The organism is Streptomyces sp. NPDC093225 (assembly GCF_044753805.1).
In the GTDB taxonomy this organism is placed as follows: domain Bacteria; phylum Actinomycetota; class Actinomycetes; order Streptomycetales; family Streptomycetaceae; genus Streptomyces.
This window is the reverse complement of record NZ_JBIVNX010000002.1, coordinates 399,680-424,000: the sequence shown is the minus strand read 5'-3', so window position 1 is coordinate 424,000 and position 24,321 is coordinate 399,680. Positions and strand designations below refer to the sequence as shown.

Below are 24,321 nucleotides of genomic sequence, written 5' to 3'. Positions count from 1 at the left end.
GGGGCGCATCATGGCCCCCCTACGTTCCGTGACGCCCTCGTCCCGCGAGCGAAAGGCTTCGCATGCCCAGTCGGAAGAGCACCACGGTGGCTCTGGTCGGCGTACTCTCCTCGGCCGCCCTGGCCGCCGGCGCCCTGACCGTCCTCGCGCCCACCGCCTCGGCGGCGGGCACCACGTTCACCGCGACCGCGGACACCTACGTCGACGGCCAGAACCCGGCCACGAACTACGGCGCCTCGCAGCAACTCGGCGTCGACAACAGCCCGGTCAAGCAGATGCTGCTGAAGTTCGACGTCTCCGGCGTCACGCAGCCGGTGACCCGGGCGACCCTCCGGGTCCACGTCGACGACGTGGCGGGCGCCGAGAGCAGCAACGGCGGGACGTTCCGCGCGATGTCCGCCGCGGCGTGGTCCGAGACGTCGGTCACGTACGCCAACCGGCCGCCCGTCGACGGTGCCGTGCTGGGCTCCCTCGGGACGGTCTCCCGCAACACCTGGTACGAGGTCGACGTGACGTCGTACGTCAAGGGCAACGGCACGTTCGGCATCGGCGTCACGTCGACGAGCACCAACGGCGCGGACTACGACTCCCGCGAGACCGGCGCCACCGCACCGCAGTTGGTGATCGAGACGGGCAGCGGGCCCACGCCGACCCCGACCCCGACGCCCACCGACACCACGCCGCCGACCGGTGACCCGGTGCTGGTGGGCGCCGGCGACATCGCCACCGCGGGCTCCGGCGACACCGCGACGGCGAAGCTGCTCGAGGGCATCCCCGGCACGGTGTTCACGGTCGGCGACAACGCCTACCCGGACGGCACCGCCTCGGACTTCACCACGTACTACGAGCCGACGTGGGGCCGCCACAAGGCCCGTACCCGCCCGGCGCCGGGCAACCACGACTACCACACCTCCGGCGCCTCCGGTTACTACGGCTACTTCGGGTCCAACGCGGGTCCGTCGGGCCGCGGCTACTACTCCTACGACCTCGGCAACTGGCACGTCGTCGCGCTCAACTCCGAGACGGGCATGGCCGTGGGGTCCGCGCAGGAGCAGTGGCTGCGCGCCGACCTGGCGGCGAGCACCAAGCCGTGCACCGTGGCCTACTGGCACAAGCCGCGCTGGACGTCCAGCTCCAGCCACGCCGGTGACCCCTCGACGGGCCCGCTCGTGCAGGCGCTGTACGACAACGGTGCCGAGGTCATCCTGACCGGCCACAACCACCAGTACGAGCGGTTCGCCCCGCAGAACCCGAGCGGCCAGCTCGACACCGGGCGCGGTCTGCGGCAGTTCGTCGCCGGCATGGGCGGCGCCGACCTGTACGGCTTCGGCACCATCCAGCCGAACAGCGAGGCCCGCAACAACAACACCTTCGGCGTGCTGAAGCTGACCCTGCACGCCAACGGCTACGACTGGCAGTTCGTCCCCGAGGCGGGCAAGACCTACAACGACAGCGGCACGGGCACCTGCCACTGATCACGCCCGCCCGGGCCGTGCCCCGCCCGCCCGTCGTCTTCGGGCGGGCGGCGTACGGCCCCTCCCGAACGGAGGTCGCCACCCCGTGTATCTCTCGACGATCGGCAGGACGGAGCTGCCGGCCGACGCCCCGGGTCCGGGCCGGCGCGGCCGCTGGACCATGGTCGGGGGCAATGTCCTCGCGCTCGGCACCGTCAGCCTGATCACCGACGTCTCCGCGGAGATGGTCACCGCGGTCCTGCCGCTGTACCTGGTCCTCGGCCTGCAGCTCACCCCGGCCGCGTACGGGGTCCTCGACGGGCTCAACACCGGGGCCACGGCCCTGCTCAGGCTCGTCGGCGGGTACGTCGCCGACCGGGTCAGCCGGCGCAAGGCCGTCGCCGGGACCGGGTACGGGCTCTCGGCGCTGGCCAAGCTCGGCCTGGTGGCCGTCGGCGGCTCGGCGTCGTCGATCGGCCTGGTCCTCGCCGCCGACCGGGCGGGCAAGGGTCTGCGCACCGCTCCGCGGGACGCGCTCATCACCCTGTCCACGCCCGAGCACGCCCTCGGCCGGGCCTTCGGCGTCCACCGGGCCATGGACAGCATCGGCGCCTTCGCCGGTCCGCTGGTGGCCATGGGCGTCCTGACGGCGGCCGCCCAGTCGTTCGACGCCGTCTTCGTCACCAGCTTCTGCATCGCCGCCCTGGGCGTGCTGGTCCTCGTCCTCTTCGTACGGGACCACCGGGCGGCCCGGCCACCGGCGGGCACCGTCTCGCCGCGCGCCGTCGGCGGGCTGCTGCGGGCCCGGCCGGTCCGGCGCCTGGTGGCCGCGGCGTGCCTGCTCGGCCTCGCCACCATCGGCGACGGCTTCGTGTACCTGCTGCTGCAGCGGCGCGAGTCGCTGTCCGTCGGCTGGTTCCCGCTGCTGGCCGTGGGCACCAGCCTCTCCTACCTCCTGCTCGCGGCCCCCCTGGGCGCCCTCGCCGACCGGGTCGGACGGCTGCCGGTGATGCTGGGCGGCTACGGCGCGCTGGCGCTCGTCTACCTGCTGCTGCACGGCCCCCTCGACGGCCCGCCGCTCCTCGTCCTGGCCGTCGGCCTCAACGGCGCCTTCTACGCCGCCACGGAGGGCGTGCTGATGGCACTCGCCGGGCCGGTCCTGCCGGAACGGCTGCGGACGACCGGCATCGCGCTGGTCCAGAGCGGCCAGGCACTGGCCTACCTCGGCTCCTCGGTGGTCTTCGGACTGGCGTGGCACGCATGGGGCCCGGCGGCGGCGAGCCGGGGCGCCGCGGTGGGCGTGGTCGTGGCCGGGGCGGTGACGGCGTTCCTGCTCGCACCCCGCACCGGCCCCGGGCCGGCCTCTCGACCCGACCCGGACGAAAGGACCCGTGCCACCTCATGAACGGCCCCGACCAGCGCGTCAGGATCCTCGTCACGGCGATCGCCGCCGTCCTGCTCGCGGCCCTGGCGACCACCACCGTCGTCGTCGCCCGCCAGCGGGCGCAGTCCGCCCCCGGCGACGCCCCCGCCGCGGCCGCCGCGACCTCCCCCGGCGCCGGGCGTCCGGGCGGGGCGGGGCTGCGGGTGCTGAGCAACGGACTGCTGTCCACGGTCCCGCTGGCCGACCCCGCCGGCCCGCGCACCGTCACCTCGCGGCACTGCGACCGCGCCTACACCGCGGGCGGCACCACCGCCTGCCTCACCCCCGCCGGAGCGCTCAGCGCTCCCCGGCTGCTGGTCCTCGACGCGGACCTGCGGGTGCGGCGCAGCCTGTCCCTGAGCGGGCTGCCGAACCGGACCCGGGTCTCCCCGGACGGCCGCATGGTCGGCTGGACGCTGTTCGTGGGCGGCGACTCGTACGCCGGCGGGGGCTTCTCCACGCGTACGGGGATCCTTGACACGCGCACCGGGAAGGTCATCGGCTCCTTGGAGGAGTTCGCGCTCTTCCGGGGCGGGCGCCGCCACCGCGCCGCGGACGTCAACGTCTGGGGCGTGACGTTCGCCGCCGACTCCGACCGGTTCTACGCGACGGTCTCCAGCGGGGGGATCCGCTCGCTGGCCGTGGGGGACCTCGCACGCCGGACCCTGCGCACGCTGGCGGACAACGTGGAGTGCCCCTCGCTCTCGCCCGACGGGACCCGGATCGCCTTCAAGCAGGCCGTCGACGCGGACCCCCGCAAGGGCTGGCGCCTGTCCGTCCTCGACCTCGCCACCCTGCGCCGCACGGAGTCGGCCGAGACCCGGTCGGTCGACGACCAGGCGGCCTGGCTGGACGACCGCACCCTCGCGTACGGCCTGCAGCGCGGCGACGGCACCAACGACGTGTGGACGGTCCCGGCGGACGGCGGCGGAAGGCCCCGCGTCCTCGTGCAGGGCGCCAACTCCCCCGCGGTGCTGCCGGCGGCGCGCTGACACCGGGACGTGCCGGGGCGCGGGTCGGCGCGCCCCGCCCCGGCCGTCCCCCCTTGCGAGCATCACCCCCGGTGAGGGCCCACCACGGCCTCAAAAATACCCCCGGGGGTATTTGTGCTACCGTCGAGGGCATACCCCGGGGGGTAATTTCTCGCTGAAGGGAGTGTGTCGTGTTCTTCGTCGACACGATCGAGGTGTCAGGGCTCGGCAACCGGAGCTACCTGGCCGGTGGAGAGCGCACGGCGATCGCCGTGGACCCGCCGCGCGACGTGGACCTGCTGGTCGCGGCGGCGGCCCGACGCGGGGTGCGGATCACGCACGTGGTGGAGACCCACGTGCACAACGACTACGTGACCGGCGGCCCGGAGCTCGCCCGGATCACCGGCGCCGCGTACCTGGTGCCGGCCGCCGCCCGCGTCTCCTTCCGGCGCGTGCCGGTGCACGACCAGGACCGGGTCGAGGTCGACGCCGGTGCGGGCCTGACGCTGCGCGCGCTGGCCACCCCCGGCCACACCCCGCACCACACCTCGTACGTGCTGGAGGAGCACGGCACCGCCGTCGCGGCGTTCACCGGCGGCTCCCTGCTGATCGGCACCGTGGGGCGTCCCGACCTCGTCGAACCGCGACTGACCGAGCGGCTGGCCCGGGCCCAGCACGCCTCCGCGCACCGACTGGCCGCCGAGCTGCCGGAGGAGACCGCGGTCCTGCCCACGCACGGGTTCGGCAGCTTCTGCTCGTCCGCGCAGGCGGCGGGCGGCGCCACGACCATCGGCAAGGAGAAGGCGTCCAACGACGCGCTCACCCGGGACGTGGACGGCTTCGTCGCCGCACTGCTGGCAGGGCTGGACGACGTCCCCGCCTACTACGCGCACATGGGACCGGCCAACGCCGCCGGGCCCGCGCCGGTCGACCTGACCCCGCCCACCATTGCGGACGCCGACGAGATAGCCGCCCGGCTGGCCGCCGGGGAGTGGGTGGTGGACCTGCGCAACCGTGTCGCGTTCGCCGCGGGACACGTCTCCGGCTCCTTCAACTTCGAGGCCGAGGGGCAGCTCGCCACCTACCTGGCCTGGCTGATCCCGTGGGGCAGGCCGGTGACGCTGCTCGCCGAGTCGGCCGAGCAGCTCGCCACCGCCCAGCGCGAACTGGTCCGGGTCGGCATCGACCGCCCGGCGGCAGCGGCCACCGGCACACCCTCCGACTGGCTGCGCGAGGGCGAGGCGCCGCGGTCCTTCCCGCGCGCGACCTTCGCCGACCTCGCCGACCGGCGCCGGGGCCGGGACGTCGTCGTGCTCGACGTCCGCCGGGACGCGGAGCGCGGCGACGGCCACGTCGAGGGGTCCCTCCACGTCCCGGTGCACCTCCTGCACCAGCGCCTCGACGAGGTGCCGGACGGCGAGGTGTGGGTGCACTGCGCGGGCGGGATGCGCGCCGCGATCGCCGCCTCCCTCCTGGACGCCGCCGGCCGGCACGTCCTCGCGGTGGACGACGCCTTCGACGCCGCCGAGCGGGCCGGACTGGTCGTGCGACGGCCCTGACGGCCGTGTGGCCGCACGGCCGTGGCCGTCAGCGGCCTTCCGTACCCCTGCGCACCCTGCGTACCCCTGCGCACCCCTGCGCACCACGAGTGGGAATCCGACATGAACATCTTCAGGCGAAGCCCGGGCGGCCCGGGCCGCGTGACCGTCCACGAGGCGGCCGCGCGCACCGTCGTGGACGCGACCGGCGGGCAGGGTGCGGTCGCATGAGCACGCTCGTCCTCGCCCTGGTCTCCGGGGCCGTGATCGGCCTGGCGCTGGGGGCGCTCGGCGGCGGCGGCAGCGTGCTGGCCGTCCCCGCCCTGATCTACCTGCTCGGCTTCACCCCGGTCGCGGCCACCACGGCGAGCCTGGCCGTCGTCGCCGTCACCTCGGCCGTCGCGCTGGTCGCGCACGCCCGCGACGGACACGTGCGCTGGCGCACGGGGCTGCTGTTCGCGGCGGCCGGCCTCGGACCCGCGGTGCTGGGCGGCGCGCTCGCCCCCCGCATCCCCGGGGCCGTCCTCACGGCGTGCTTCGCCCTGGTGGCGGCCGCGGCGGCGGCCCGCATGCTGCGGACGGCGCCCCGTGCCGGAGCCGTCGTCCCGGTACGGCCGGGACGGGCCGCGGCCGCAGGCGCCGGGCTCGGCGCGGTCACCGGCGTCCTCGGCGTCGGGGGCGGCTTCCTCGCCGTGCCCGCGCTGGTGGGCGTACTCGGCGTACGGATGCGCAGCGCGGTGGCCACCAGCCTGCTGGTCATCACCGTCAACTCGGTGGCCGCGCTGGCGACCCGGGCGGGGACGGCACCGGGGCTGGACTGGACCGTCATCGCGCCCTTCGCCGGGGCGGCGGTGCTCGGGGCCTGGGACGGGAAGCGGCTGGCCGCCAGGATCTCCGGTCCGGCCCTGCAACGGACCTTCGCGCTGGTGCTGCTGTCCGTGGCCGCGTCCATGCTGGTCGACGCGGCGTCGTGAGGTCGTCGCCGCCGGCTCAGGCCAGCGACAGGAACAGCCTCTCCAGCCGGGCGCGCATCGCCTGCGGGTCCTCCCCGTCCAGGCGCCCGGAGCGCGCGTCCACCACGCACTGCTGGAGGCCCGTCGCGATGATCGCGAACCCGGCCCGGTCGAGCGCCCGGGAAGCGGCGGCGAGCTGGGTGACGACGTCCTCGCAGTCACGCCCCTCCTCGATCATCCGGATCACGCCGGCGATCTGACCCTGCGCGCGCCGCAGCCGGTTCAGCACGGCCTTCAGGTCCGCACCCTCGAGCTCCAGTTCCACCATCACTCCTCTGAAACACCCCCGGGGATAAATACCCCCAGGGGTACTGTACGTCCCGGTTCGGGGCGACGTCGACCACGAAGGATCACCTCTGCCATGACCACGCCCGCCCCCTCCTCCTCCCCTTCCTCGTCCCCTTCCCCCGCGCCCGCCGTCCTGGACGTCGCCCAGGCCCGGGCGAGTCTGGACGAGCTCGTCGTCGTCGACGTGCGCACGCCCTCCGAGTACGCCGCCGGCCACCTGCCCGGCGCGCTCAACGTCCCCGTCGACCGGATCCGGCGCGCCCTGCCGGACGTACGGCGTGCCGCAGAACGCTCGCGCGTCCTCGTCGTGTGCGCGTCCGGAGCCCGCTCCGCGCGGGCCTGCGCGCTGCTGGCCGAGCACGGCGTGGCCGCCGCGACGCTCGACGGCGGCACCGGGGCGTGGGCCGCCGCGGGCCACGACCTGCACCGTCCCGCGGCCTGCGACACCCGTGCCGGCTGGAGCATGGAACGCCAGGTCCGCTTCACGGCCGGCGTCCTGATGCTCCTGGGGCTCGTACTCGGCCTGCTCGTCCACCCGCTCCTGCTGCTCCTTCCGGCGGGGACGGCCGGCGGCCTGGTCCTCTCCGCGCTGACCGGCACCTGCGGCATGGCGGCCCTCCTCGGCCGGCTGCCCCACAACCGCCCCCGCGCGACAGACCTGGACGCCGCCCTCGCCGCCCTGCGCGGCCGGTGATCGATATGTCGACGATATGCGCCGGCTCGTAGCATCGGGGGCATGCGCGTGCTGATCGTCGAGGACGAGCCCCTGCTGGCGGAGGCCGTCCGCGACGGCCTCCGCCTGGAAGCGATCGCGGCGGACATCGCCGGTGACGGCGACACCGCACTGGAACTGCTCGGCACCAACGCCTACGACATCGCGGTCCTCGACCGCGACGTCCCCGGACCGTCCGGTGACGAGATCGCCACGCGCATCGTCGCCTCCGGCAGCGGCATGCCGATCATCATGCTCACCGCGGCCGACCGTCTCGACGACAAGGCCTCCGGGTTCGAGCTCGGCGCCGACGACTACCTCACCAAGCCGTTCGAGATGCAGGAGCTCGTGCTCCGGCTCAGGGCGCTCGACCGCCGGCGCGCCCACAGCAGGCCGCCCGTGCGGGAGATCGCGGGCCTGCGGCTGGACCCGTTCCGCCGGGAGGTGTACCGGGACGACCGGTACGTCGCGCTGACCAGGAAGCAGTTCGCGGTGCTCGAGGTCCTGGTCGGCGCCGACGGCGGCGTCGTCAGCGCCGAGGAGCTCCTGGAACGCGCGTGGGACGCGAACGCCGATCCGTTCACCAACGCCGTCCGCATCACCCTCTCGGCACTGCGCAAACGGCTCGGCGAGGTGCGGCCATCAGGAGCGGGCCCCGCACGACGTACGCGGCGCCCGCCGTGCCGAGTACCGCCAGGACGAGCAGCAGGGCCCCGCGCGTACGGCGGGCCGGCCCCGAGGCTGGTGCGTCGTGTTCCATGCGGTCAGTGAAGCCGACGGCCCGGTGCGGTGGCGTATGCGCTTTTCGATACGCCCGCGATACGCGGCGGCGGTCGGAACTCCGGCCCGTCGCGCCTTCGCGTCACATCGTCCCGGGCAGGGGGATGCTGCGGGCCGGCCGCACACTGGGGGCGGTCGGCGGGGGGAGCTCCAGCAGGCCCTTGTCCGCGGAGGCGGCCGGGTCGCCCGTTCCCACCGGGGTCGTGGTCATCGGCCGGGCGGCGGCGCAGCGCTGCTTCTCCGCCTCGGCCATGGGACCCGTGCGTTGGAAGATCCGGTCCGGCACGGCGCGGGAGGGTGCGTCGACCACGGCGTGCAGCCGGTAGTCGTCCTTCGCGCTGACGAACCACCCCTCGACGCGCTCCCTGCTGGGCTGGATCTCCACCCAGCTGACCTCACCTGGCTGGATCCGCTCCACGACCGTCCGCTGGTCGCTGCTGAACCACTGGAACGGGCGCTGCCAGGCGGTCTCGTAGGCCAGGGCGAACTGGGCCGCCATCGGGCGGTCCTTGAGCCGCTTCCGGTCCTCCGTCCGGTCCCCGGTGGTGGGGAGCCGGGCCACCTCGTCGAGGCGGAGGTTGGCCGCGGCGTAGGTCTGGGAGATGCTGTCGTGCCCGCGTTCCACGTAGGAGAGGGTGCGGCTGTGGTCCAGCGGGTTGCGGGTGCAGTTGACGAACGCCTCGCCGACCACCCGGGACGTGTCGTAGTACCGGAAGGAGCCGCGCGGGTCGGGCCGGAAGGTGCACGCGTTCTCGCCGTTGCACGCGGCGGCGGCGTTGTGCAGCCAGTCCTCGCGTTCGTTGTCCCGGTACGCCTCGGCGGTGCCGAGGGCGTACTTGTCGACGGTCCTGTCCGCGGGGAGCGGCTCCTCCACGGCCCGGACCCGGGTGACCATGGGCGAGCAGGGCACCTGGGCACGGGTGTCGGTGACCTTCGAGGTGAAGGTGAGGAGCGGCTCGTTCTCGTCGGCGGTGAACGTGTACGTGCGCGGCGTCCAACGGCCCGGCCCCGGCCTGCCCTTCGTGCGGTCCGGGTCGGGGGCCGTCGTCATCTCCCGGACCCGGCCGCCGCTGCCGTGCACCGTGTACGGCTGGCCGGAGGCGACGTCTTCGGGGGCGCATTCCTTGGCGACGGCGGGGCTGTCCTCGTAGCTGACGGTGACCTTGGAACCGGTGCGCACCCCGCGCAGGCGCTGCCGGAGGGTGTTGCCGGCCTTGGAGAGGCCGACGCCGTTCGCGCCGTCGGTGCGGCCCGAAGCGGCGGGTGAGAAGCGCTGGTTGAGGCCGGTCCAGTGGCTCAGGGTGACGGTGGACTGGTCGCCCTTGATGGCGGGCTCGGCGAAGTCCCCGTTCAGGACGGGGACGTCGTTGCGGGCGGCGGCCGCGGCCGCGGCCGTCCCGGCGCGGTCGTCCGCGCGCGTCGGGGCGCGGTCGTCCGCGCCCGCGGGGTCGGCCGCGAGCAGCGAGGGGAGCAGGAGGCCCGCGGCGGCCAGGGTGCGCAGGGCGGGGCGGAGGGCGGGGCGGGCGGTGGGGCGGGCGGCCGTACGGAGGGGGCGTGGCATGGCGGGGGACTCCTCAGCGGGGCGGGCGCCCGTCGTGGTCGGCACGGGCGTTGTCCTCGTCGGCGGCGGTGTCGCCGCCGGGGCGCTTGCGTCCGCAGAGGCCGTCGGGAACGGCGTACGTCTGGGCGACGAACCGGCTCGCGTTGACCATGGAGGGGCTGTCCACCGCCACGTCGGTGATCTTCTTGCCCTGGTCGGTGACCAGGCTGCCGGTGACCCGCCGCATCGCCGCGCTCGCGCCGAAGACGAGCATGTCGTAGGGCTTGACGGTGGTGCGGTAGGTGGTGGTCTCGGTGTTCTCCGTGGTCCAGGCGCGGGAGTACGTGGCCTTGTAGGCCGTCTCGAAGGCCTGCTGGACGCTGGTGGAGCCGGATTCGCGCGAGCCGCTGGAGACGGTGTTCTTGGTGCCGTTCTCGGAGGTGGGCCCGGTGTTGAGGTAGGGGGTCCTGTGGCTGTTGGCCGATTCGTCGGCGACGCCGGCGGTGACCTCGCCGGTCGCGGTGACGGTGCCTTCGGCCGTGGTCCTGCCGGAGATCTCTCCGCCGATGTTGTCGGAGCTGCTGGTGCGCAGGGTGACGGTGCGGTCGACGGTCATCGGGTCGGTGGTGCAGTTGACGACCGCGTTGCCCAGCGAGGTGACGGCGGTGGCGTACTCGCGGGTGCGGGCCGGGTCGATGCGGAAGGTGCAGGCGCCGCGTCGGCTCCCGCAGTACTGCAGGACCTCCTCGACCCGCACCTCGCGGTCGTCCGCGCTCAGGCCCCTGGCCACCGGTACGGCCGCCGGGCCCGGCCGCGCACCCGCGTCGGCGGCGGCCGGGCCGGCGGGTGGTACGGCCAGGCCGAGGACGAGCGCGGGCAGGAGCAGACGAGTGCGGCGAAGGACGGGGCGGTTCATGGGGAGCTCGCCTTCTGTGGTGGTGCGGGTGCCGCTTCGGATGCGAGGAGCGAGCAGACCTGCGAGGCGGGGAAGGGCGCTTGGCCTGCCTCCGCGGCGCCGCCCGGCAGGGAGGCGGGGTAGTTCCGGCAGACGGTGGAGGACGCGTCGGCGCCGTTGTCGGACGGCTCGGGTCGGAAGGAGGTGATGGTGTCGGCCATGCCCTTGATCCCGCTCTCCTCGCGTTCGCCCGTGCCGGACAGCTTCTCCATGCAGGCGGCGGAACCCGGTGGGCACTGCGCGATCCCGTCGCCGACCGCCTTGATCCCCTTGGAGGTCGCTTCCGCGGCGGTCCGGTTCTTCTCCTGCCGTGCCGCGATCTGCTGGGCCGCCTCGGTGTTGATCTCGACGTCGCTCCTGCCCTTGGTGCCGGCGCGGTCGCACACCGAGCGGGGTACGGGGAACGTGTCGGCCATGAAGGTGCTGTTGTTGACGCTGGAGGGACCGTCGACGACGACCTTGCGGGCGCTGAGGCCGGTGCCGGTGGTGAGGGTGCCGGCGATGCGCTGCATGGCGGCGCTGGCGCCGAAGGCGAGGGCCTCGCCGGGGCGGACGGTGGTGGTGTAGGTCGTCGTCTCGCTCTGGTCGGTGGTCCAACTGCGCTGGTAGGCGAGCTTGAACGCGCCTTCGAAGGCCGCCTTGACGCCGACGGAACCGCCCACCTTGCCGCTGCCGTTGACCCCGGCCTCGGCACCGACCGTGGCGGTGGGGCCCTGCTGCTTGTTCGGCGTGGTGAATTCTCCGGTGCCCTTCGCGGTCACGCCCGCGGTGACCTCGCCCGAGGCGCTGATCTGGCCCTCGACGGCGATCTTGCCGGTGATGTCGCCGCCGAGGTTGTCGGTGCTGCTGGTGCGCAGCACGATCTGGCGTGCCACCGTGACCGGGTCCCGGGTGCAGTTGACCACCGCGTTGCCGAAGGACTTGACGGCGCTGTAGTACTCGCCGGACGCGAGCCGGTCGATCGTGAAGCGGCAGCCTCCGGGGTGGGCGGCGCAGTACTGGCGGACCCGGTCCGCCGACGGCAGCGGCTTGTCGCCGTCGAAGGCCTGCACGGCCGGGAGGACCGGGGCCTGCGGCGGCGGTTCGGCGGCCGCGGTGCCGGGCAGGCAGGCGGGCACGAGCGCCAGGAAGGTGGCGAGGGCCGCCGACCTCGGGGTGACGAGGCGGCGGGCGGGCGGCTCGGCAGGGGTCATGGCTGCATCAGCTCGCAGACGCCGGTGAACGCGGACGGGCCGCCGGGGGCGCCCAGTTCGGCGGGCAGCTCGGCTCCGAACGCCGCGCACGCTCCGTTCACCGCCCCGGTGGCGTTGTCGCGTGGTGCGGGTTCGAAGGCGTCGAGGCCCCCGCGGGTCTCCTTCATGCCCGCGTGCTCGTCCGTCCCCGCTCCGGTGAGGCCGGTCATGCACGTCTTCGACTCGGGCGGGCACTTGTCGATCTGCTCCCTGGTCTTGTCGATCTCCTTCTCGGCCTCGCCGCTGTCCTTGGTGACGCCCTTGCGGTCGGCCTCGACGGTGTCGCGTTCCGCCGGTGCCGCACTGCACGGCTTCGGTTCGCCGCCGGGGCAGGGCTCCTCGTCGTCGGCGGGCGCCGCGCGGGCGTGGGGTACGGGCGCCGGTGCCGCGGACGCCGGGGAGGCGGGTCCGTACGCGGCGGCCGCGGCGAGGACGGAGGCGAGGACGAGCAGGCTGCGGAACCGACGGGTGCAGGGGGGCATGACCGCTCCGGGTGACGGCGGGAGAGAGAAGGGGGTGAGGGGCGGGGCATCGACCTGGATGCACCCTCGACGTATGCATTCATCACCCTGTGTGTCAGGCGTCTAGCGGGGCACGGTCCTGCCTCACCCGATCGGCGGCTCGCGCCCGGGACCGGCCGGAACCGGTGCGTCCACAGCCGATCCGGGGGCGCAGACCGGCGCGCACCACCCCCCTCGGCCCGCCCGGGCCGCGACGCACGGAACCCGTTCGATTCGGCGCGGAGAACCGACGGACCGTGCGGGCGCGGCCGGCTCACCCCCGCGGCCGCGGCCAACCGGCCGGGGCACGGCGACACGCGCGGCGACGCGCCGCGGGGCACCCGCGTTCACCGCATCGGCGCAGGTCCGCGGTCGACCGCCGCAACCCGTACGGAGGGCGGGCGCTCGGGTGGCCTCGACGGATTCCGCCCGCACTCCGGATTCGTTCGGACGAGCTGCTGGTATCCCTGACTCGCGTGCCGGGGTCCCTCCGGCACCGCCCCGGGCGCCGAGCGCCCTCACACCTCCACGGCCGTCGAGCGCCCCGCGCCCGGCCGTGCCCCGGGCAGGCACGCCGGGACTCCTCGCCGCCGCGGCCCGTTCCCGCGTGCTCCCGCCCCCTCACCGAAGGAGACGCCGATGTCCCGTCCAACCCGACGCACTCCCGGCCCCCGTGCGCTGGCCACCGCCGCCGTGGCCGCCGTGGCCCTGGCCACGGTGCCGGCCACGGCCCCGTCCGCCGGCGCCAACGAGGGGAATCCGACCGTTCTGGCCTGGGGCGCGGGCCGGACCGGCCAGCTCGGCAACGGCACCCGGGCCGACAGCCTCTCGCCCGCCTCGGTGACCAGCCTCTTCCGGGGCGACGTGGACAAGATGTCGGCGGGGGGCACCGCCTCCTCCGACTCCTTCGTCCTCGCCCTGACGGACAAGACCGTCAAGGCGTGGGGGCACAACTCCTCCGGCCAGCTGGGCAACGGCGGACGCGCGAGCCAAGCCGTGCCCGCCACGGTCCCGGGCCTGACCGACATCAAGGACGTCGCCGCCGGCGGCTCCCACGCCCTCGCCCTCGACACCCGCGGCCAGGTCTACTCCTGGGGCAACAACGCCTACGGCCAGCTCGGCAACAACCGCACCGGCGACGGCCGCACCGTCGCCGACCGGGTCCAGCTGCCTCCCAGGGCCGCACAGATCTCCGCCGGCTGCGACTTCAGCCTGGCCCTCCTGGAGAACGGCGCCGTCTACGCCTGGGGCCGTGGCGTGCACGGCCAACTCGGCAACGGCAGCCGCGCCCTGAGCTCCGTACCCGTGAAGGTCCAGGGGCTGAGCGACATCGTGGAGATCGACGCCGGCTGCCACCACGCCCTGGCCCGCACCGCCGACAACACCGTCAAGTCCTGGGGGTACAACCTCTACGGCCAGCTGGGCGACTCGAGCACCACCTCCTCCACCGTGCCCGTCGACGTCGACTGGCTGGAGGGCGTCACCGAGATCGAGGCGGGGGCCGACCACAACTACGCCCGCACCAGTGACAGCAGGATCTGGGGCTGGGGCAGCAACCAGTACGGCCAGCTCCTCGAACCCGACGAGACCTTCGAGGCCGGCGCCTCGCGGACCAACCGCACCGCGCCCATCGAGATCCGCCGCCTGGAGGGCGTCCAGCACCTGGCGGCGGGCGCGCGCCACGGCATGGCCGTCACCGCCGACAAGGTCTTCACCTGGGGCGACAACGGCGAGGGGCAACTCGGCAACGGCACCACCACCGCCCGCTACGCGCCGGTCGACATCCTCGACGAGGGCTCCGCGATCAAGGACGTCACGGCCTCGCTCGGCGGCAACACGTCCTATGCGTACTGACGAGTACACCCCGCCACCGCACCCGGCACCCCGCCCCCACCCACCGAAAGGCCCCGGCATGCCCCTTGCCCGCACCGCCCCCGCCGTCACCCTCACCACCGCACTCACCCTGACGGCACTCGCCGCGTTCCCCTTCGCCGCACACGCCGACAGCAGCGACCCGTGGGTCCGCGGCTGGGGCAGCAACTCCGGCTGGCAGCTCGGCAACGGCACTGCCAGCAACATCCAGCAGCTCACCCCCACCGACGTCCAGGGCATCGCCCGGCAGGACGTGCAGGAACTGGCGGCGGGCGGAGCGGACGCAGCCGGCAGCGGCACCACCGCCACCCCCGCCACGGCCTTCGCGGTCGCCCTCCTCAAGGACGGCACCGTGATGTCCTGGGGATCCAACGGCTCCGGGCAGACGGGGAACGGCACCAACACGGTCCAGTACTCCCCGGCCGCGGTCGCCGGGCTCTGGGGCGTCAGCCAGGTCGCCGCCGGCGCCAACCACGCCCTCGCCGTGCGCAACGGCCGCGTACTGTCCTGGGGCGGCAACGCCGCCGGACAGCTCGGCAACGGCGTGGCGGCCGCCGACCCCACCGGGGTCCAGCGGACCCCGGTGTCGGTGCAGAGCCTGGACCGGGTCGTCGACGTCGGCGCCGGCTGCGACTTCAGCGTCGCCCTGCGCGACAACGGCACCGTCTGGGCGTGGGGTTCGGGAACCGACGGCCGCCTCGGTACCGGCGACGAGAAGTCCAGCAACACGCCCAAGCAGGTCAAGGACCTCGGCGACGTCGTCGCCATCTCCGTCGGCTGCGCCCACGTGCTGGCCCTCGGCGCGGACGGCACCGTCAAGTCCTGGGGCCGCAACAGCGACGGCCAACTGGGCAACGACAGCACCGAGAAGAGCCCGGTCCCCGTCACCGTCCAGTACCTCGACACGGTCGCGAAGGTGTCCGCGACCCCGTACGGCGGCTTCGCCGTCCTGGACGACGGCAGCGTGCGGGCCTGGGGCGACAACAGCGCCGGGCAGCTCGGGGACGGCACCACCGACGACCGCGTCACCGCGGTCCACGTCGACGGCGTCCGGGGCGTGCAGGAGATCGCCGGCGGCGTGGACCACACCCTCGCCGCACTCGACGACGGCTCCGTGATCGCCTGGGGCGCGAACGGCAACGGCCAACTCGGCAACGGCAGGACGTCCCCGTCGGCCGTCCCGGTCGTCGCCCTCCCGGCGGGCAGCGACATCGACCATGTCGCCACGACCACGCTGGGCAGGTCCAGCTTCGCGTACTGACCGAGGGGGGCGGACGCGCGATCCCGGCGGCGCCTCCGGTTCCTGAACGAACGGGAGGCGGTGAGACGGACGGACCGTACGCCCTCAGCCCTCGGCGCCCCACGGGGGCGTGGGCTCGCCGTCCGGGTCCAGCCCGGACGGCCACCGGCGAACGAGGCGGAAGTGGAGGGCCTGGCCGGCGTCCGCCGCTTCCCGGTAGAGGGCGGCGGCCGACCGCTCGTCCCCCCGTTCCTCGTACCGGCGCCCCAGGACGCGCAGCGCGTCGACGCTGCCGGCGTCCGCCGCCTCCCGGTACAGGCCTTCCACGTCCTCGTGGCACCCGTCCCGGTCCCGTGACACCGCGAGACCCATCAGGGCGTCGCCGTCCCCGAGCGCGGCGGCTTCGCGGTAGAGCGGTTCGGTATCGCTGCTGACGCCGTCCCTGTCCCGCCAGCGCGCCAGTTCGTGCAGGGGGTGGCGCCTGTTGACGTCCGTGTGGACGGCCTGGCGGGCGGCCGCCTCGGCGCCCGGTCGGTCGCCGTTCTCGTCCCGCCACCGGACCAGCTCCAGCAGGGCGTACGGATGGCCGGCGTCGGCGGCCTCCTGGAAGAGGCGCTCCGCGCCCGCCCCGTCACCGGCCTTCGCGCGCAGGACCGCCAGGTCGCGCAGCGCCCCGGGACGACCGTCACCGGCCGCCCGCCGCGCGAGGGCCTCCGCGTCTTCGGGGCGGCCCGCGCGCTCCCGCAGGACGACCAGGGCCCGCGTCGCCTTGGGATGGCCGGCGGCCTCCGCCTGCCGGAACAGGGAGTCGGTGGCGGCGACGTCACCCGTCGCCGCGCGTCGCACCGCCAGGTCGAACAGGGCCTGCACGCGGCCGCCGTCGGCCGCCCGCCGTGCCAGGGCCTCGGCCTCCGCGCGGTCGCCGGCCTCCTCCCGCAGCAGGGCCAGGAGGTGAAGGGCACGGACGGAGCCGGCGCCGGCCGCGTGGCGGTAGAGCTCCTCCGCGGCCGCCGCGTCCCCCGCCTCCCCGCTCCGCGAGGCCAGGTCGCACAGCGGCCCGGGAGATCCGGCGTCGGCCAGCGCCCGGGCCAACGCCACCGCCTTCGTCCGGTCCCCGCTCCGCTCCCGCTGCTCCGTCAGGTGCCGCAGGGCCGCGGTGTGCCCGGCCCGCGCCGCCTCGCGCGCGAGACGCTCCGCACCCTCCGGGTCCCCGGCGCCCTCCCGCAGCAGCGCCAGATCGCCCAGCGCCTCGAGGTGCCCGCCCTCCGCCGCCTTCCGGAAGAGTTCCGCGGCCTCGGCCAACTGCCCCTCCTCGGCCCGCCAGATCGCCTTCGTGCGGAGGGTCACGGGCCCCCACGCGGCGGCGTCCCGGGCGAAGGCCGCCACGGCCTCGGGATCACGCGGGTCCGGGCGCTCCCACACGAGGTCCATCAGGTCGTCGAGGCGGTCCTCCACCGTCGTCCCCTGCCGCGGAGGCGCGGGAGGCCCGCCCCGTTCGACGGTGTCCGCCCGGCGGGACAGGTGGTGGGCCCACCGGAGACGGTGCCGGGCCGTCGCCTGCGCGGCCAGGACGCGGAGGTCGTCGACGTGCGTGAGGTGCGCGTGGGCGGCGCTCCAGAACGACTCGGGGGGACAGAGCCGGCGCCGGGCGCCGCGTCCGTACTGCTCGAGGTAGTCGGCGAGTCGCAACATCCGCCCCGAACCGTCCACTTCACCGGCAGCAGACCCTGACGCCCCGCCAGGCAGGCGCCGGGCGGGCCGGGTTCGGGCCGGACGCAGCGGAGCCTGCTTGCCGTGGACCGGCTGGGCCAGCTCGGCCAGCGCCGCCCGCTCCCAGTCGGCCGTGCACTGGAGGCCGTCGTAGTCCTCCTGGCCGACGTAGTCGACGGCGGCGTCGGTCAGGAAGTCCTCGGACAGGTGGAGCCCCACACCCAGGCGGCGCGCGTCCACGGCCGCTTCGAGCAGCGCCCGGGCGCCGGGACTCGCCGTCAGGTAGCGGTGCAGGAGCAGCGGGGCTCCCGCCAGGTCCTGGGCCACCCGCCCGCTCGCCCCCGTCCGGCCGAGCGCGTCGGCGAGCAGCCGGTCGCCCGCCTTCGCGCGTACGGTCGCCTCCCGGAGCGCCTTCGCGTCGAACGTCTCCGCCACGGTGACGATCCGGCCCGCCAGGAGCTCCCGCGCGCGGCTGTGGGGGTCCGGGGCGCCGGGGGCGGGCGGGGCCGTGTACCTGCGCGCGTACTCGGGCCACATGGTCCCCAGTACGAGGACCGGGCCGCGGTCCCCGGCAGTGAGGAGCGCGTGGAGGGCGGCCGCGATCCGCTCCCCCTGGCGGGCGTCGCCCAGGTAGTGCTGGGCCTCGTTCAGCCACACGACGGTGCGCGGGCCGACGCGGGCGAGGTCCTCGCGGGCGGCCTCCACCCGTGACGGGTTGGAGGGGTGCCACAGCCGCCACCCCTGCGCCGCCAACGGCTGCACGGCTTCCCAGCACGCCCGCGTCTTGCCCGTCGAGGACGACCCGACGAGCACCACCATCTGGCGGTGACCCGCGCCGGCCGCCGCGACCGCGTCGACGAGTGCCCGGTCGTGCTCCCGCGACACGTATCCCGAGAGCGGCGGAACGGGCGTGTGGCCCACCCCGGGTCCGGCGGGATGGACCTCCAGGTGATGCGGGTCCCAGTCCCCGATCGGCTTGCCGAGGGGCCCGGTCTCCCCCGGCACCTCGGGAGCCGCGGTCACCAGCCGGCGCAGGCCCAGCAGTTCGGCACTCGGCAGGCCGAGCGCGTCGGCGAGGGCCGCGACGGTGCCGGCCGAGGGCACCGCGGCCCGGACGTTGAAGGCTTCCTGCACCGTCGTGCGCCCCAGTGCGGCCCGGGCGGCGAGCTGGGTCTTGGTCAGACCGGCCAGGGCGAGGCCGTCACCCAGCCGCCTGCGCAGCTCGGCGAGCGCCGCGTCGCGCTCCCGGCGTCCACCGTCCACGTGCCCGGCCCTCTCGCCCCGCGTGTTCGTAGGTGTTCATCATCCCCCGTCCGAACCACGGCGAACACGGCTTCCCCGACGCTCGGTCGTGCCCCTGGCCGGTCAACCGCATGGAGTCGTCGTGCCCGCTCCCGTACTCGTCCTGATCGTCACCGCGCTGGTCCTGCTGTTCGCCCTGCTGGCCGCGGCCGGCGCCGGCAAGCTCGCGCGTCTCGACGGCGCGTCCTACGCCACCGCCCTGGCGCGGGCCGCCGTGACGTTCGCCGCGGTGCTGACGCTCGCGGCCGCCGTCACCTCCGCCCTGGCCGCGGTGGTGTGACGGTCCTCGTCCCGGCCACCCGGGCCACGGCGGCCAGGGCCGCGCGGGCCCGCCTGCGGAGTCGGGACGGGCCCAGGAACGGTGCCCGGACGACGCACAGCGCGAAGACGAGCTGGCCGATCACGGGGATGAGCAGGATCGGCGGGAAGAAGAGCAGGAACCACAGGGGCAGCAGCAGGAGGGCGGCAAGCGGACCCCGGAAGGCGGCGCCGGTCCGGGTGTTGGCCAGCCCGTAGAGGAAGCTGATGAGGACGGACGGGACACCGATCAGCGTGAAGAAGCCCAACCAGTCCCGCGCGTCCTCCCCGAGGCTGATGCCGTCCGGCAGCGAGCCCGCCACGGCCGCCCACGTGAGCGCGAAGACGAGGGCGTAACGGGCGGCCAGATCGACCAGCCGCAGCCCGATGACGCCCAGGTTCCGCCACGGCGTGCCCTCTTCCACGGCCCGTCCCCCTCGAGATGTGCCCCGTTCGACGGCACACCGGAGCGGCGGCCGCCGCACCCATCCTGACAGATTTATTGAACGCGTTCAATAAATCATCGACGCCCAGCAGCATCCTCCGGCGCGTAGACTTGCAGAGTTATGCAATTTGCTAGTTCTAAGAACACCGCGGACAGTCGGCGCCCGAAGGCCGCCGGGCCGGATCGCGAGAGGTGGAAGGAGAAGGGGGTCGCCCTCCGCGCCCTCTTCTACGTCTTCGGCACGCACGTGTTCGCCGGATTCGTGTACCTGCTGTTCTACCTGGGCCAGCACGCCCACAAGTGACCGCGACTCCGGAAAGGACACCGCATGACGTCGAAGGCGGCGGCCGCGGCGGCCGCGGGTGATCTGCGCCGGCCCGCCGGGCGACTGACGAGCGAGGAGGCCTGGAGCCTGCTCGCGGGCACCGGCGTCGGGCGGCTGGTGTTCTCCCGGCAGGCGCTGCCGGCCGTCCGACTCGTCGCCCACGTGGTGACGCAGGACGGGGCCCTGGTGATCCGGGTCCGGGACGAGGCGGTGCTGGGCCGGGGCGGGGTGGAGGCGGTGGTCGCGTACGAGGCGGACCACGTCAGCTCCCGTGCCCGCGCCGGGTGGAGCGTGGTGGTCACCGGCGTCGCCGCACGGGAGGACGATGCCGACCGGGCCGCCCGCTACCGGGGGCTGCTGCCGCTGTGGGACGACGGCGGGGGCGAGGACGCCATCCTGCGCATCACCCCATCGATGATCACGGGCCGGCGCCTGGGCCCCGACGGGCCCCGGGAGCGGTCCGCCCCGGGCTGCCGGAGGGCGGGAGCGGAAAGGGAGCGGCCGTCCCCCGGTGTCAGAAGCGCCGGGTGAACCCGCGCCACGGGGGACGGCCGCCGTTTCAGGGGCGCGCCGACCGGTGGGGTCGGGTGGCTCGCAGGTCGGCCAGGAGCTCGGCCTGGCCCTGGAGGACCCCGGAGAGGATCCCGCGGGCGACGCGGAGGAGCTCGGCGACGTCGGGGCTGGTGAGCCGGTAGTAGACGTTGGAGCCTTCGCGGCGCGTGGCGACGAGGTTGGCCTTGCGGAGCACGGCGAGCTGTTGGGACAGCGAGGCGGCCTCGATGCCGACCTCGGGCAGCAGTTCGGCCACCGCGTGCTCGCGTTCGCTGAGGAGCTCGAGCACGCGGATGCGCGCCGGGTGGCCCAGGGTTTTGAAGAACTCGGCCTTGAGCTGGTAGAGCGGTGTGCTCACCTGCGCGTTCCCGCTGCCGCCGCCGTCATCCGTGCTCTTGTGTGTGCGCGGCACCTCGTCCACCCGAACTCCTCGTGTGGGATCCCGCGAGCGGGGCCCCGGCCAACGTCTGCGACCTCCACAATTGCAGATTCCTGCAACTCATGGACACCCGCCCCGGGCCGGCCACCGGTATTCCCACGCCTGCCCACCTGCCTCCTTTCATCCCCAGCTCCACCTCCACCTCCACCTCCACCTCGATCGTCATGCCCGCCTCCTCGGCCCTCACAGGGGCAGGGTGATCCAGATGCTCTTGCCGCACCCGTCCGCGTCCGCGCGCACGACCGCCGTGCCGCCCCGCTCGATGGTCAGCTCCGCCACTGTGGCCAGCCCGCTGCCCGGTGCGCTCGCCACCGCCGCGTAGGGGGCGGGCTGGTGGGGGTGGCGGTCGTGGACGGCGAACGCGAACGCGCCCGGCCCCCGGGCGTAGGTGACGGTCACCGTCGGCGAGAGCGCCGCGGCGTGGCGGACGGCGTTGGCGACCAGCTCCGCCACGATCAGCAGCGCCGGCCCGACGCTCGGGTGTCCGAGCTCCACGCCGCAGTCGACCAGGACGTCCTCGGTGGTCTGCCGGGCCAGGCGTACGGCCGCGCCGGTCGTGGGCAGGGTGAGCACGTGCCGGTACGGCAGCCGCTCCACCTGGACGGCCCCCGCACCTCCCTGGGAAGGGCACCGGTCGGACGGAACGTTCATCGAGGCGCCTTTCGGATGGGGTGCGCGCGAGGTCGACGGTGCGGGAGCAGCCCGGCCCGTTCCAGGTACCGGCGGGCCCCGGCGATGGCCTCGGGGGTGGTGGCGTACTCGCGGCCCTCGTACCGGAGCAGGGGCAGCGCGCCGACGGACTCCAGCACCTGACGCTGACCGCCGCGGATGCCGGAGGCCAGCACCGCGATCCCTCGGCGGTTCAGCTTCTCCACTGCGTCCTTCAGCACGAGGGCGCCGGTCGCGTCCATCGTGCTGACGCGCGACATGCGCAGGATCACCACCTTCACGTCGGCGACCTCGGACAGCTCCAGCAGGAAGCGGTGGGCGCCGGCGAAGAAGAGGGGGCCGTCGAGGCGGTAGGCGACGATGTGCTCGGCCAGCAGGGCGTGCTCCTCGTCGCCGTGCTCGCCCGGCAGATCCGGGCGGAGGTCGACCTGGTCCATGCGGGCCTGGGCGGCTACGGCGCGCAGGGCGAGGGCGCCGGCGACGGCGAGGCCGACGATCACCGCGTAGACGAGGTCGAGCACGAGGGTGGCCACCGCGGTCAGGACGAGCACGGCCGCGTCGGGACGGGTGGCCCGGGCCATCGCCCGCAGGGATCCCACCTCGACCATCCGGACGGCGGTCGCCAGCAGCACGCCGGCGAGCGCGGCGAGCGGGATCTCCGACACCAGTGGCGCGGCGGCGAACACGATCAGCGCGAGTACCGCGGCGTGCGTCAGCGCGGCCAGCCGCGAAGAGGCTCCGGTGCGGACGTTGACCGCGGTGCGGGCGATCGCCGCGGTGGCCGGGACGCCGCCGAACAGCGGGGCCGCAAGATTCGCGATGCCCTGCCCGAACAGCTCCCTGTCCGGATCGTGCCGCTGCCCGACCGTCATCCCGTCCGCCACCGTCGCGGACAGCAGCGACTCCAGCGCCGCCAGCGCGGCGACCGCCACCGCCGGAGCGAGCAGCGACCCGACCGCCGAGAGGTCGAGGAACGACCATGAGGGCGCGGGCAGGCCGGACGGCAGGTGGCCGATCGACGCCGCCCCCCGCAGGCCGAAGACCTGCACGAGCAGGGTGCCGGCGACGACCGCGACGATCGAGAACGGCACCGTCGGTCGCCAGCGGGCACCCAGCAGCATGACCGCGGCGACACCGGTGGACAGCCCGACGGCGGTCCAGTCGGGCTGCGCCGCCCACTCCACCACGGCCCGCCAGGCCACCAGCAGGACCTTCTCGCCCTCGGGCCTGTCCACCCCCAACGCGTTCGGGACCTGCTGGAGGCCGATGACGCACGCGATGCCGAGGGTGAAGCCCTCCACGACCGGCGCGGGCACGTAGCTCATGTACCGGCCGGCCCGCAGCAGCGCCAGGACGACCAGCAGCACGCCGGCCAGCAACCCGACGGTCAGCACGCCGCCGGGTCCGTACCGCGCCACGATCGGCACCAGGACCACCGTCATCGCCCCGGTCGGCCCCGACACCTGAAGGTTCGACCCGCCCAGCAGCGCCGCCAGCGCACCCGCGACCACCGCGGTGGCCAGACCGGCCCGGGCACCCAGCCCCGAGGAGACGCCGAAGCCGAGGGCCAGCGGCAGGGCGACGATCGCGACCGTCAGCCCCGCCAGCAGGTCCCGCCGCGGATCACGGCCCATCACCGCGAAATCGGCCCGGGTGGGCAGGACCGCCCGGGCCCGGCCCGCCGCCCGGATCAGGAACGGATTCACCGGGCCCGGCCCTCCGGCTCGCGCAGCTCGGTCAGCAACTCGGTCCGACCGGCCAGCACCTCCGTGAGGATCCTGCGCGCCGCGAGCATCAGCGCCGCCACGTCACCACCGGCCAGCTCGTACACGACCGTCGAGCCGTCCCGGGTCGAGACCACGATCCCGGACCGCCGCAGGGCGGCCAGCTGCTGCGACAGCGTGGACGGCCCGACCTCGATCGCCGCGAGCAGCCCACGCACCGGCAGCGGTCCGTCCCGCAGCAGCTCCAACACCCTTATCCGCACCGGATGTCCGAGCATGCGGAAGAAGTCGGCCTTCGCCTGATGCAGCGGAACCGCCACCGTCTCGCACCCTTCAGCTCCCGGAATCGCCAGGCGCCGCACCCACAGGCCACCTGGCACCCGGCACCCGGCCATCTGCGGACACAACAGCAATAGCATCTATTGAATTGCAGATATTTGCAATTCAAGAAGCCATGACCCCTGGACCGGTCGGCCTCGCCTCGCCGACGCCGCGGCAAGGAGCGCGTCGCCCGCGCGCATCACACCAGTGCCGCGCCACCGTCCACCGCGAGCGTGGTGCCGGTGACGTAGGCGTTGGCCAGGACGAACAGGTAGGCCGCCGCGGCTTCCTCTGCGGTGCCGACACGCCGCGTCAGCAGCTCGGACCCGGCACCCTGGAGGAAGGCCTCCGGATCCGGGACACTGCCGTCCCACAGCTCGGTGCGGATCACACCGGGCTGGATCACGTTGACGCGCAGAGGGGCGAGTTCGACGGCGAGCGCACGGGACAGGGCCTCGATGCCGCCGGTGATGCCTGCCGTGAGTGCGGTTCCGGACAGCGGGCGGATCGCGAGGACGCCGGAGCTGAACGTGATCGAGCCGCCGTCGCGCAGTCGCGGTGCGGCGTACCGGGCGGAGAGGAACGCGCCCCAGAACCGGCGCTCGAAGACGGCCCTGGCCTCCTGCGGGGTGGTGTCGACCAACGGCTTGATCAGCAGGGATTCGCCCGCGGTGTAGACGAGGTGGTCGAACTCCCCGACCTGCTCGAAGAACGCGGCGATGGCGTTGCCGTCGGCGACGTCCAGGCGGCGGCCTTCGGCCGGCGCGCCCAACCGCTTCGCCGCGGCGTCCACCCGGTCCTGATTGCTGGAGGCGACCACGACGTCCGCGCCGGCCGCCACGGCCTGTCGGGCTACGGCGAAGCCGATGCCGGAGGTTCCACCGATGATCACGATCTTCTTGCCGGCCAGAGACATGGGATCCGCTCCTTCGTCGATGCGGTGCCGGGGTTCGGCAACCGCCACGCCACGAACGTACGTCTCCGCCTCGAGACGTTGAATGGCCGAAGATCTCGATTCC

At 74.5% G+C, this 24,321-nt stretch carries 24 protein-coding genes; 12 read left to right on the top strand and 12 right to left on the bottom strand.

Annotation, left to right across the window (positions count from 1 at the left end):
• Positions 1-62 precede the first annotated feature (62 nt).
• From ACIQCH_RS03930 to ACIQCH_RS03910, 5 genes are all read left to right on the top strand, one after another.
• Positions 63-1,475, top strand: a complete 1,413-nt coding sequence (locus ACIQCH_RS03930; RefSeq protein ID WP_402577612.1) for a DNRLRE domain-containing protein — start codon at positions 63-65, stop codon at positions 1,473-1,475.
• Positions 1,476-1,560: 85 nt separating this feature from the next.
• Positions 1,561-2,859: an MFS transporter gene (locus ACIQCH_RS03925; protein ID WP_402577610.1), complete on the top strand. Its 1,299-nt coding sequence runs from the start codon at positions 1,561-1,563 to the stop codon at positions 2,857-2,859.
• Complete coding sequence (locus ACIQCH_RS03920; protein ID WP_402577608.1) at positions 2,856-3,869, top strand: hypothetical protein; 1,014 nt, start codon at positions 2,856-2,858, stop codon at positions 3,867-3,869. Before ACIQCH_RS03925 ends, ACIQCH_RS03920 begins: the two co-directional genes overlap by 4 nt.
• A gap of 170 nt (positions 3,870-4,039) precedes the next feature.
• On the top strand, positions 4,040-5,407 hold the full coding sequence (locus ACIQCH_RS03915; RefSeq protein ID WP_402577606.1) for a rhodanese-like domain-containing protein: 1,368 nt from the start codon (positions 4,040-4,042) through the stop codon (positions 5,405-5,407).
• A 206-nt stretch (positions 5,408-5,613) separates the two neighbouring features.
• Positions 5,614-6,360 carry a sulfite exporter TauE/SafE family protein gene (locus ACIQCH_RS03910; RefSeq protein WP_402577604.1) on the top strand — a complete coding sequence of 249 codons (747 nt, stop codon included), beginning with the start codon at positions 5,614-5,616 and terminating at the stop codon, positions 6,358-6,360.
• Between the two features lie 16 nt (positions 6,361-6,376).
• Here the strand turns inward: ACIQCH_RS03910 and ACIQCH_RS03905 are convergent, their stop codons facing one another.
• On the bottom strand, positions 6,377-6,664 hold the full coding sequence (locus ACIQCH_RS03905) for a metal-sensitive transcriptional regulator (protein ID WP_402577668.1): 288 nt from the start codon (positions 6,662-6,664) through the stop codon (positions 6,377-6,379).
• A 96-nt stretch (positions 6,665-6,760) separates the two neighbouring features.
• Between ACIQCH_RS03905 and ACIQCH_RS03900 the strand changes: the two genes are divergently transcribed.
• Both ACIQCH_RS03900 and ACIQCH_RS03895 read left to right on the top strand, forming a co-directional pair.
• Positions 6,761-7,381 (top strand): rhodanese-like domain-containing protein, encoded by a 621-nt coding sequence (locus tag ACIQCH_RS03900; protein WP_402577602.1) that lies wholly within the window; start codon positions 6,761-6,763, stop codon positions 7,379-7,381.
• A 42-nt stretch (positions 7,382-7,423) separates the two neighbouring features.
• The gene (locus ACIQCH_RS03895; protein WP_402577601.1) at positions 7,424-8,170 is read left to right on the top strand and encodes a response regulator transcription factor; all 747 of its coding nucleotides are present in this window, start codon (positions 7,424-7,426) and stop codon (positions 8,168-8,170) included.
• Positions 8,171-8,261: 91 nt separating this feature from the next.
• Here the strand turns inward: ACIQCH_RS03895 and ACIQCH_RS03890 are convergent, their stop codons facing one another.
• From ACIQCH_RS03890 to ACIQCH_RS03875, 4 genes are read right to left on the bottom strand one after another with little or no spacing between them, the layout of a single operon-like run.
• Positions 8,262-9,740: a hypothetical protein gene (locus ACIQCH_RS03890; protein ID WP_402577599.1), complete on the bottom strand. Its 1,479-nt coding sequence runs from the start codon at positions 9,738-9,740 to the stop codon at positions 8,262-8,264.
• Between the two features lie 13 nt (positions 9,741-9,753).
• Complete coding sequence (locus ACIQCH_RS03885) at positions 9,754-10,635, bottom strand: hypothetical protein (RefSeq protein WP_402577597.1); 882 nt, start codon at positions 10,633-10,635, stop codon at positions 9,754-9,756.
• A complete protein-coding gene (locus tag ACIQCH_RS03880; protein ID WP_402577595.1) occupies positions 10,632-11,867 on the bottom strand; it encodes a hypothetical protein in 1,236 nt (411 codons plus the stop codon). Before ACIQCH_RS03880 ends, ACIQCH_RS03885 begins: the two co-directional genes overlap by 4 nt.
• A complete protein-coding gene (locus ACIQCH_RS03875) occupies positions 11,864-12,388 on the bottom strand; it encodes a hypothetical protein (protein WP_402577593.1) in 525 nt (174 codons plus the stop codon). Before ACIQCH_RS03875 ends, ACIQCH_RS03880 begins: the two co-directional genes overlap by 4 nt.
• 657 nt (positions 12,389-13,045) lie before the next feature.
• On the opposite strand from ACIQCH_RS03875, the gene ACIQCH_RS03870 reads away from it, so the two are divergent.
• Positions 13,046-14,260 (top strand): RCC1 domain-containing protein, encoded by a 1,215-nt coding sequence (locus tag ACIQCH_RS03870; protein ID WP_402577591.1) that lies wholly within the window; start codon positions 13,046-13,048, stop codon positions 14,258-14,260.
• A 58-nt stretch (positions 14,261-14,318) separates the two neighbouring features.
• On the top strand, positions 14,319-15,539 hold the full coding sequence (locus ACIQCH_RS03865) for an RCC1 domain-containing protein (RefSeq protein WP_402577589.1): 1,221 nt from the start codon (positions 14,319-14,321) through the stop codon (positions 15,537-15,539).
• Between the two features lie 84 nt (positions 15,540-15,623).
• On the opposite strand, the gene ACIQCH_RS03860 is transcribed toward ACIQCH_RS03865, so the two are convergent.
• Complete coding sequence (locus ACIQCH_RS03860; protein WP_402577587.1) at positions 15,624-18,491, bottom strand: hypothetical protein; 2,868 nt, start codon at positions 18,489-18,491, stop codon at positions 15,624-15,626.
• A 121-nt stretch (positions 18,492-18,612) separates the two neighbouring features.
• Between ACIQCH_RS03860 and ACIQCH_RS03855 the strand changes: the two genes are divergently transcribed.
• Entirely contained in the window at positions 18,613-18,810 is a 198-nt protein-coding gene (locus ACIQCH_RS03855) for a hypothetical protein (RefSeq protein WP_402577585.1), read from the top strand.
• Here ACIQCH_RS03855 and ACIQCH_RS03850 read toward each other — a convergent pair.
• Positions 18,782-19,252, bottom strand: a complete 471-nt coding sequence (locus ACIQCH_RS03850; protein WP_402577583.1) for a hypothetical protein — start codon at positions 19,250-19,252, stop codon at positions 18,782-18,784. The genes ACIQCH_RS03855 and ACIQCH_RS03850 overlap by 29 nt on opposite strands.
• A 141-nt stretch (positions 19,253-19,393) precedes the next feature.
• On the opposite strand from ACIQCH_RS03850, the gene ACIQCH_RS03845 reads away from it, so the two are divergent.
• Together ACIQCH_RS03845 and ACIQCH_RS03840 are read left to right on the top strand one after the other, a co-directional pair.
• Positions 19,394-19,576: a DUF6126 family protein gene (locus tag ACIQCH_RS03845; RefSeq protein WP_402577581.1), complete on the top strand. Its 183-nt coding sequence runs from the start codon at positions 19,394-19,396 to the stop codon at positions 19,574-19,576.
• A 24-nt stretch (positions 19,577-19,600) separates the two neighbouring features.
• The gene (locus ACIQCH_RS03840; RefSeq protein ID WP_402577579.1) at positions 19,601-20,128 is read left to right on the top strand and encodes a pyridoxamine 5'-phosphate oxidase family protein; all 528 of its coding nucleotides are present in this window, start codon (positions 19,601-19,603) and stop codon (positions 20,126-20,128) included.
• A gap of 28 nt (positions 20,129-20,156) precedes the next feature.
• On the opposite strand, the gene ACIQCH_RS03835 is transcribed toward ACIQCH_RS03840, so the two are convergent.
• From ACIQCH_RS03835 to ACIQCH_RS03815, 5 genes are all read right to left on the bottom strand, one after another.
• A complete protein-coding gene (locus ACIQCH_RS03835) occupies positions 20,157-20,507 on the bottom strand; it encodes an ArsR/SmtB family transcription factor (RefSeq protein WP_402577666.1) in 351 nt (116 codons plus the stop codon).
• Positions 20,508-20,771: 264 nt separating this feature from the next.
• Positions 20,772-21,239: an ATP-binding protein gene (locus tag ACIQCH_RS03830; protein WP_402577577.1), complete on the bottom strand. Its 468-nt coding sequence runs from the start codon at positions 21,237-21,239 to the stop codon at positions 20,772-20,774.
• Positions 21,236-22,963 (bottom strand): SulP family inorganic anion transporter, encoded by a 1,728-nt coding sequence (locus tag ACIQCH_RS03825; protein ID WP_402577575.1) that lies wholly within the window; start codon positions 22,961-22,963, stop codon positions 21,236-21,238. Before ACIQCH_RS03825 ends, ACIQCH_RS03830 begins: the two co-directional genes overlap by 4 nt.
• Complete coding sequence (locus tag ACIQCH_RS03820; protein ID WP_402577573.1) at positions 22,960-23,301, bottom strand: ArsR/SmtB family transcription factor; 342 nt, start codon at positions 23,299-23,301, stop codon at positions 22,960-22,962. The genes ACIQCH_RS03825 and ACIQCH_RS03820 overlap by 4 nt, the downstream gene beginning before the upstream one ends.
• A 200-nt stretch (positions 23,302-23,501) precedes the next feature.
• A complete protein-coding gene (locus ACIQCH_RS03815) occupies positions 23,502-24,218 on the bottom strand; it encodes an SDR family oxidoreductase (RefSeq protein ID WP_402577571.1) in 717 nt (238 codons plus the stop codon).
• Between the last annotated feature and the right edge of the window lie 103 nt (positions 24,219-24,321).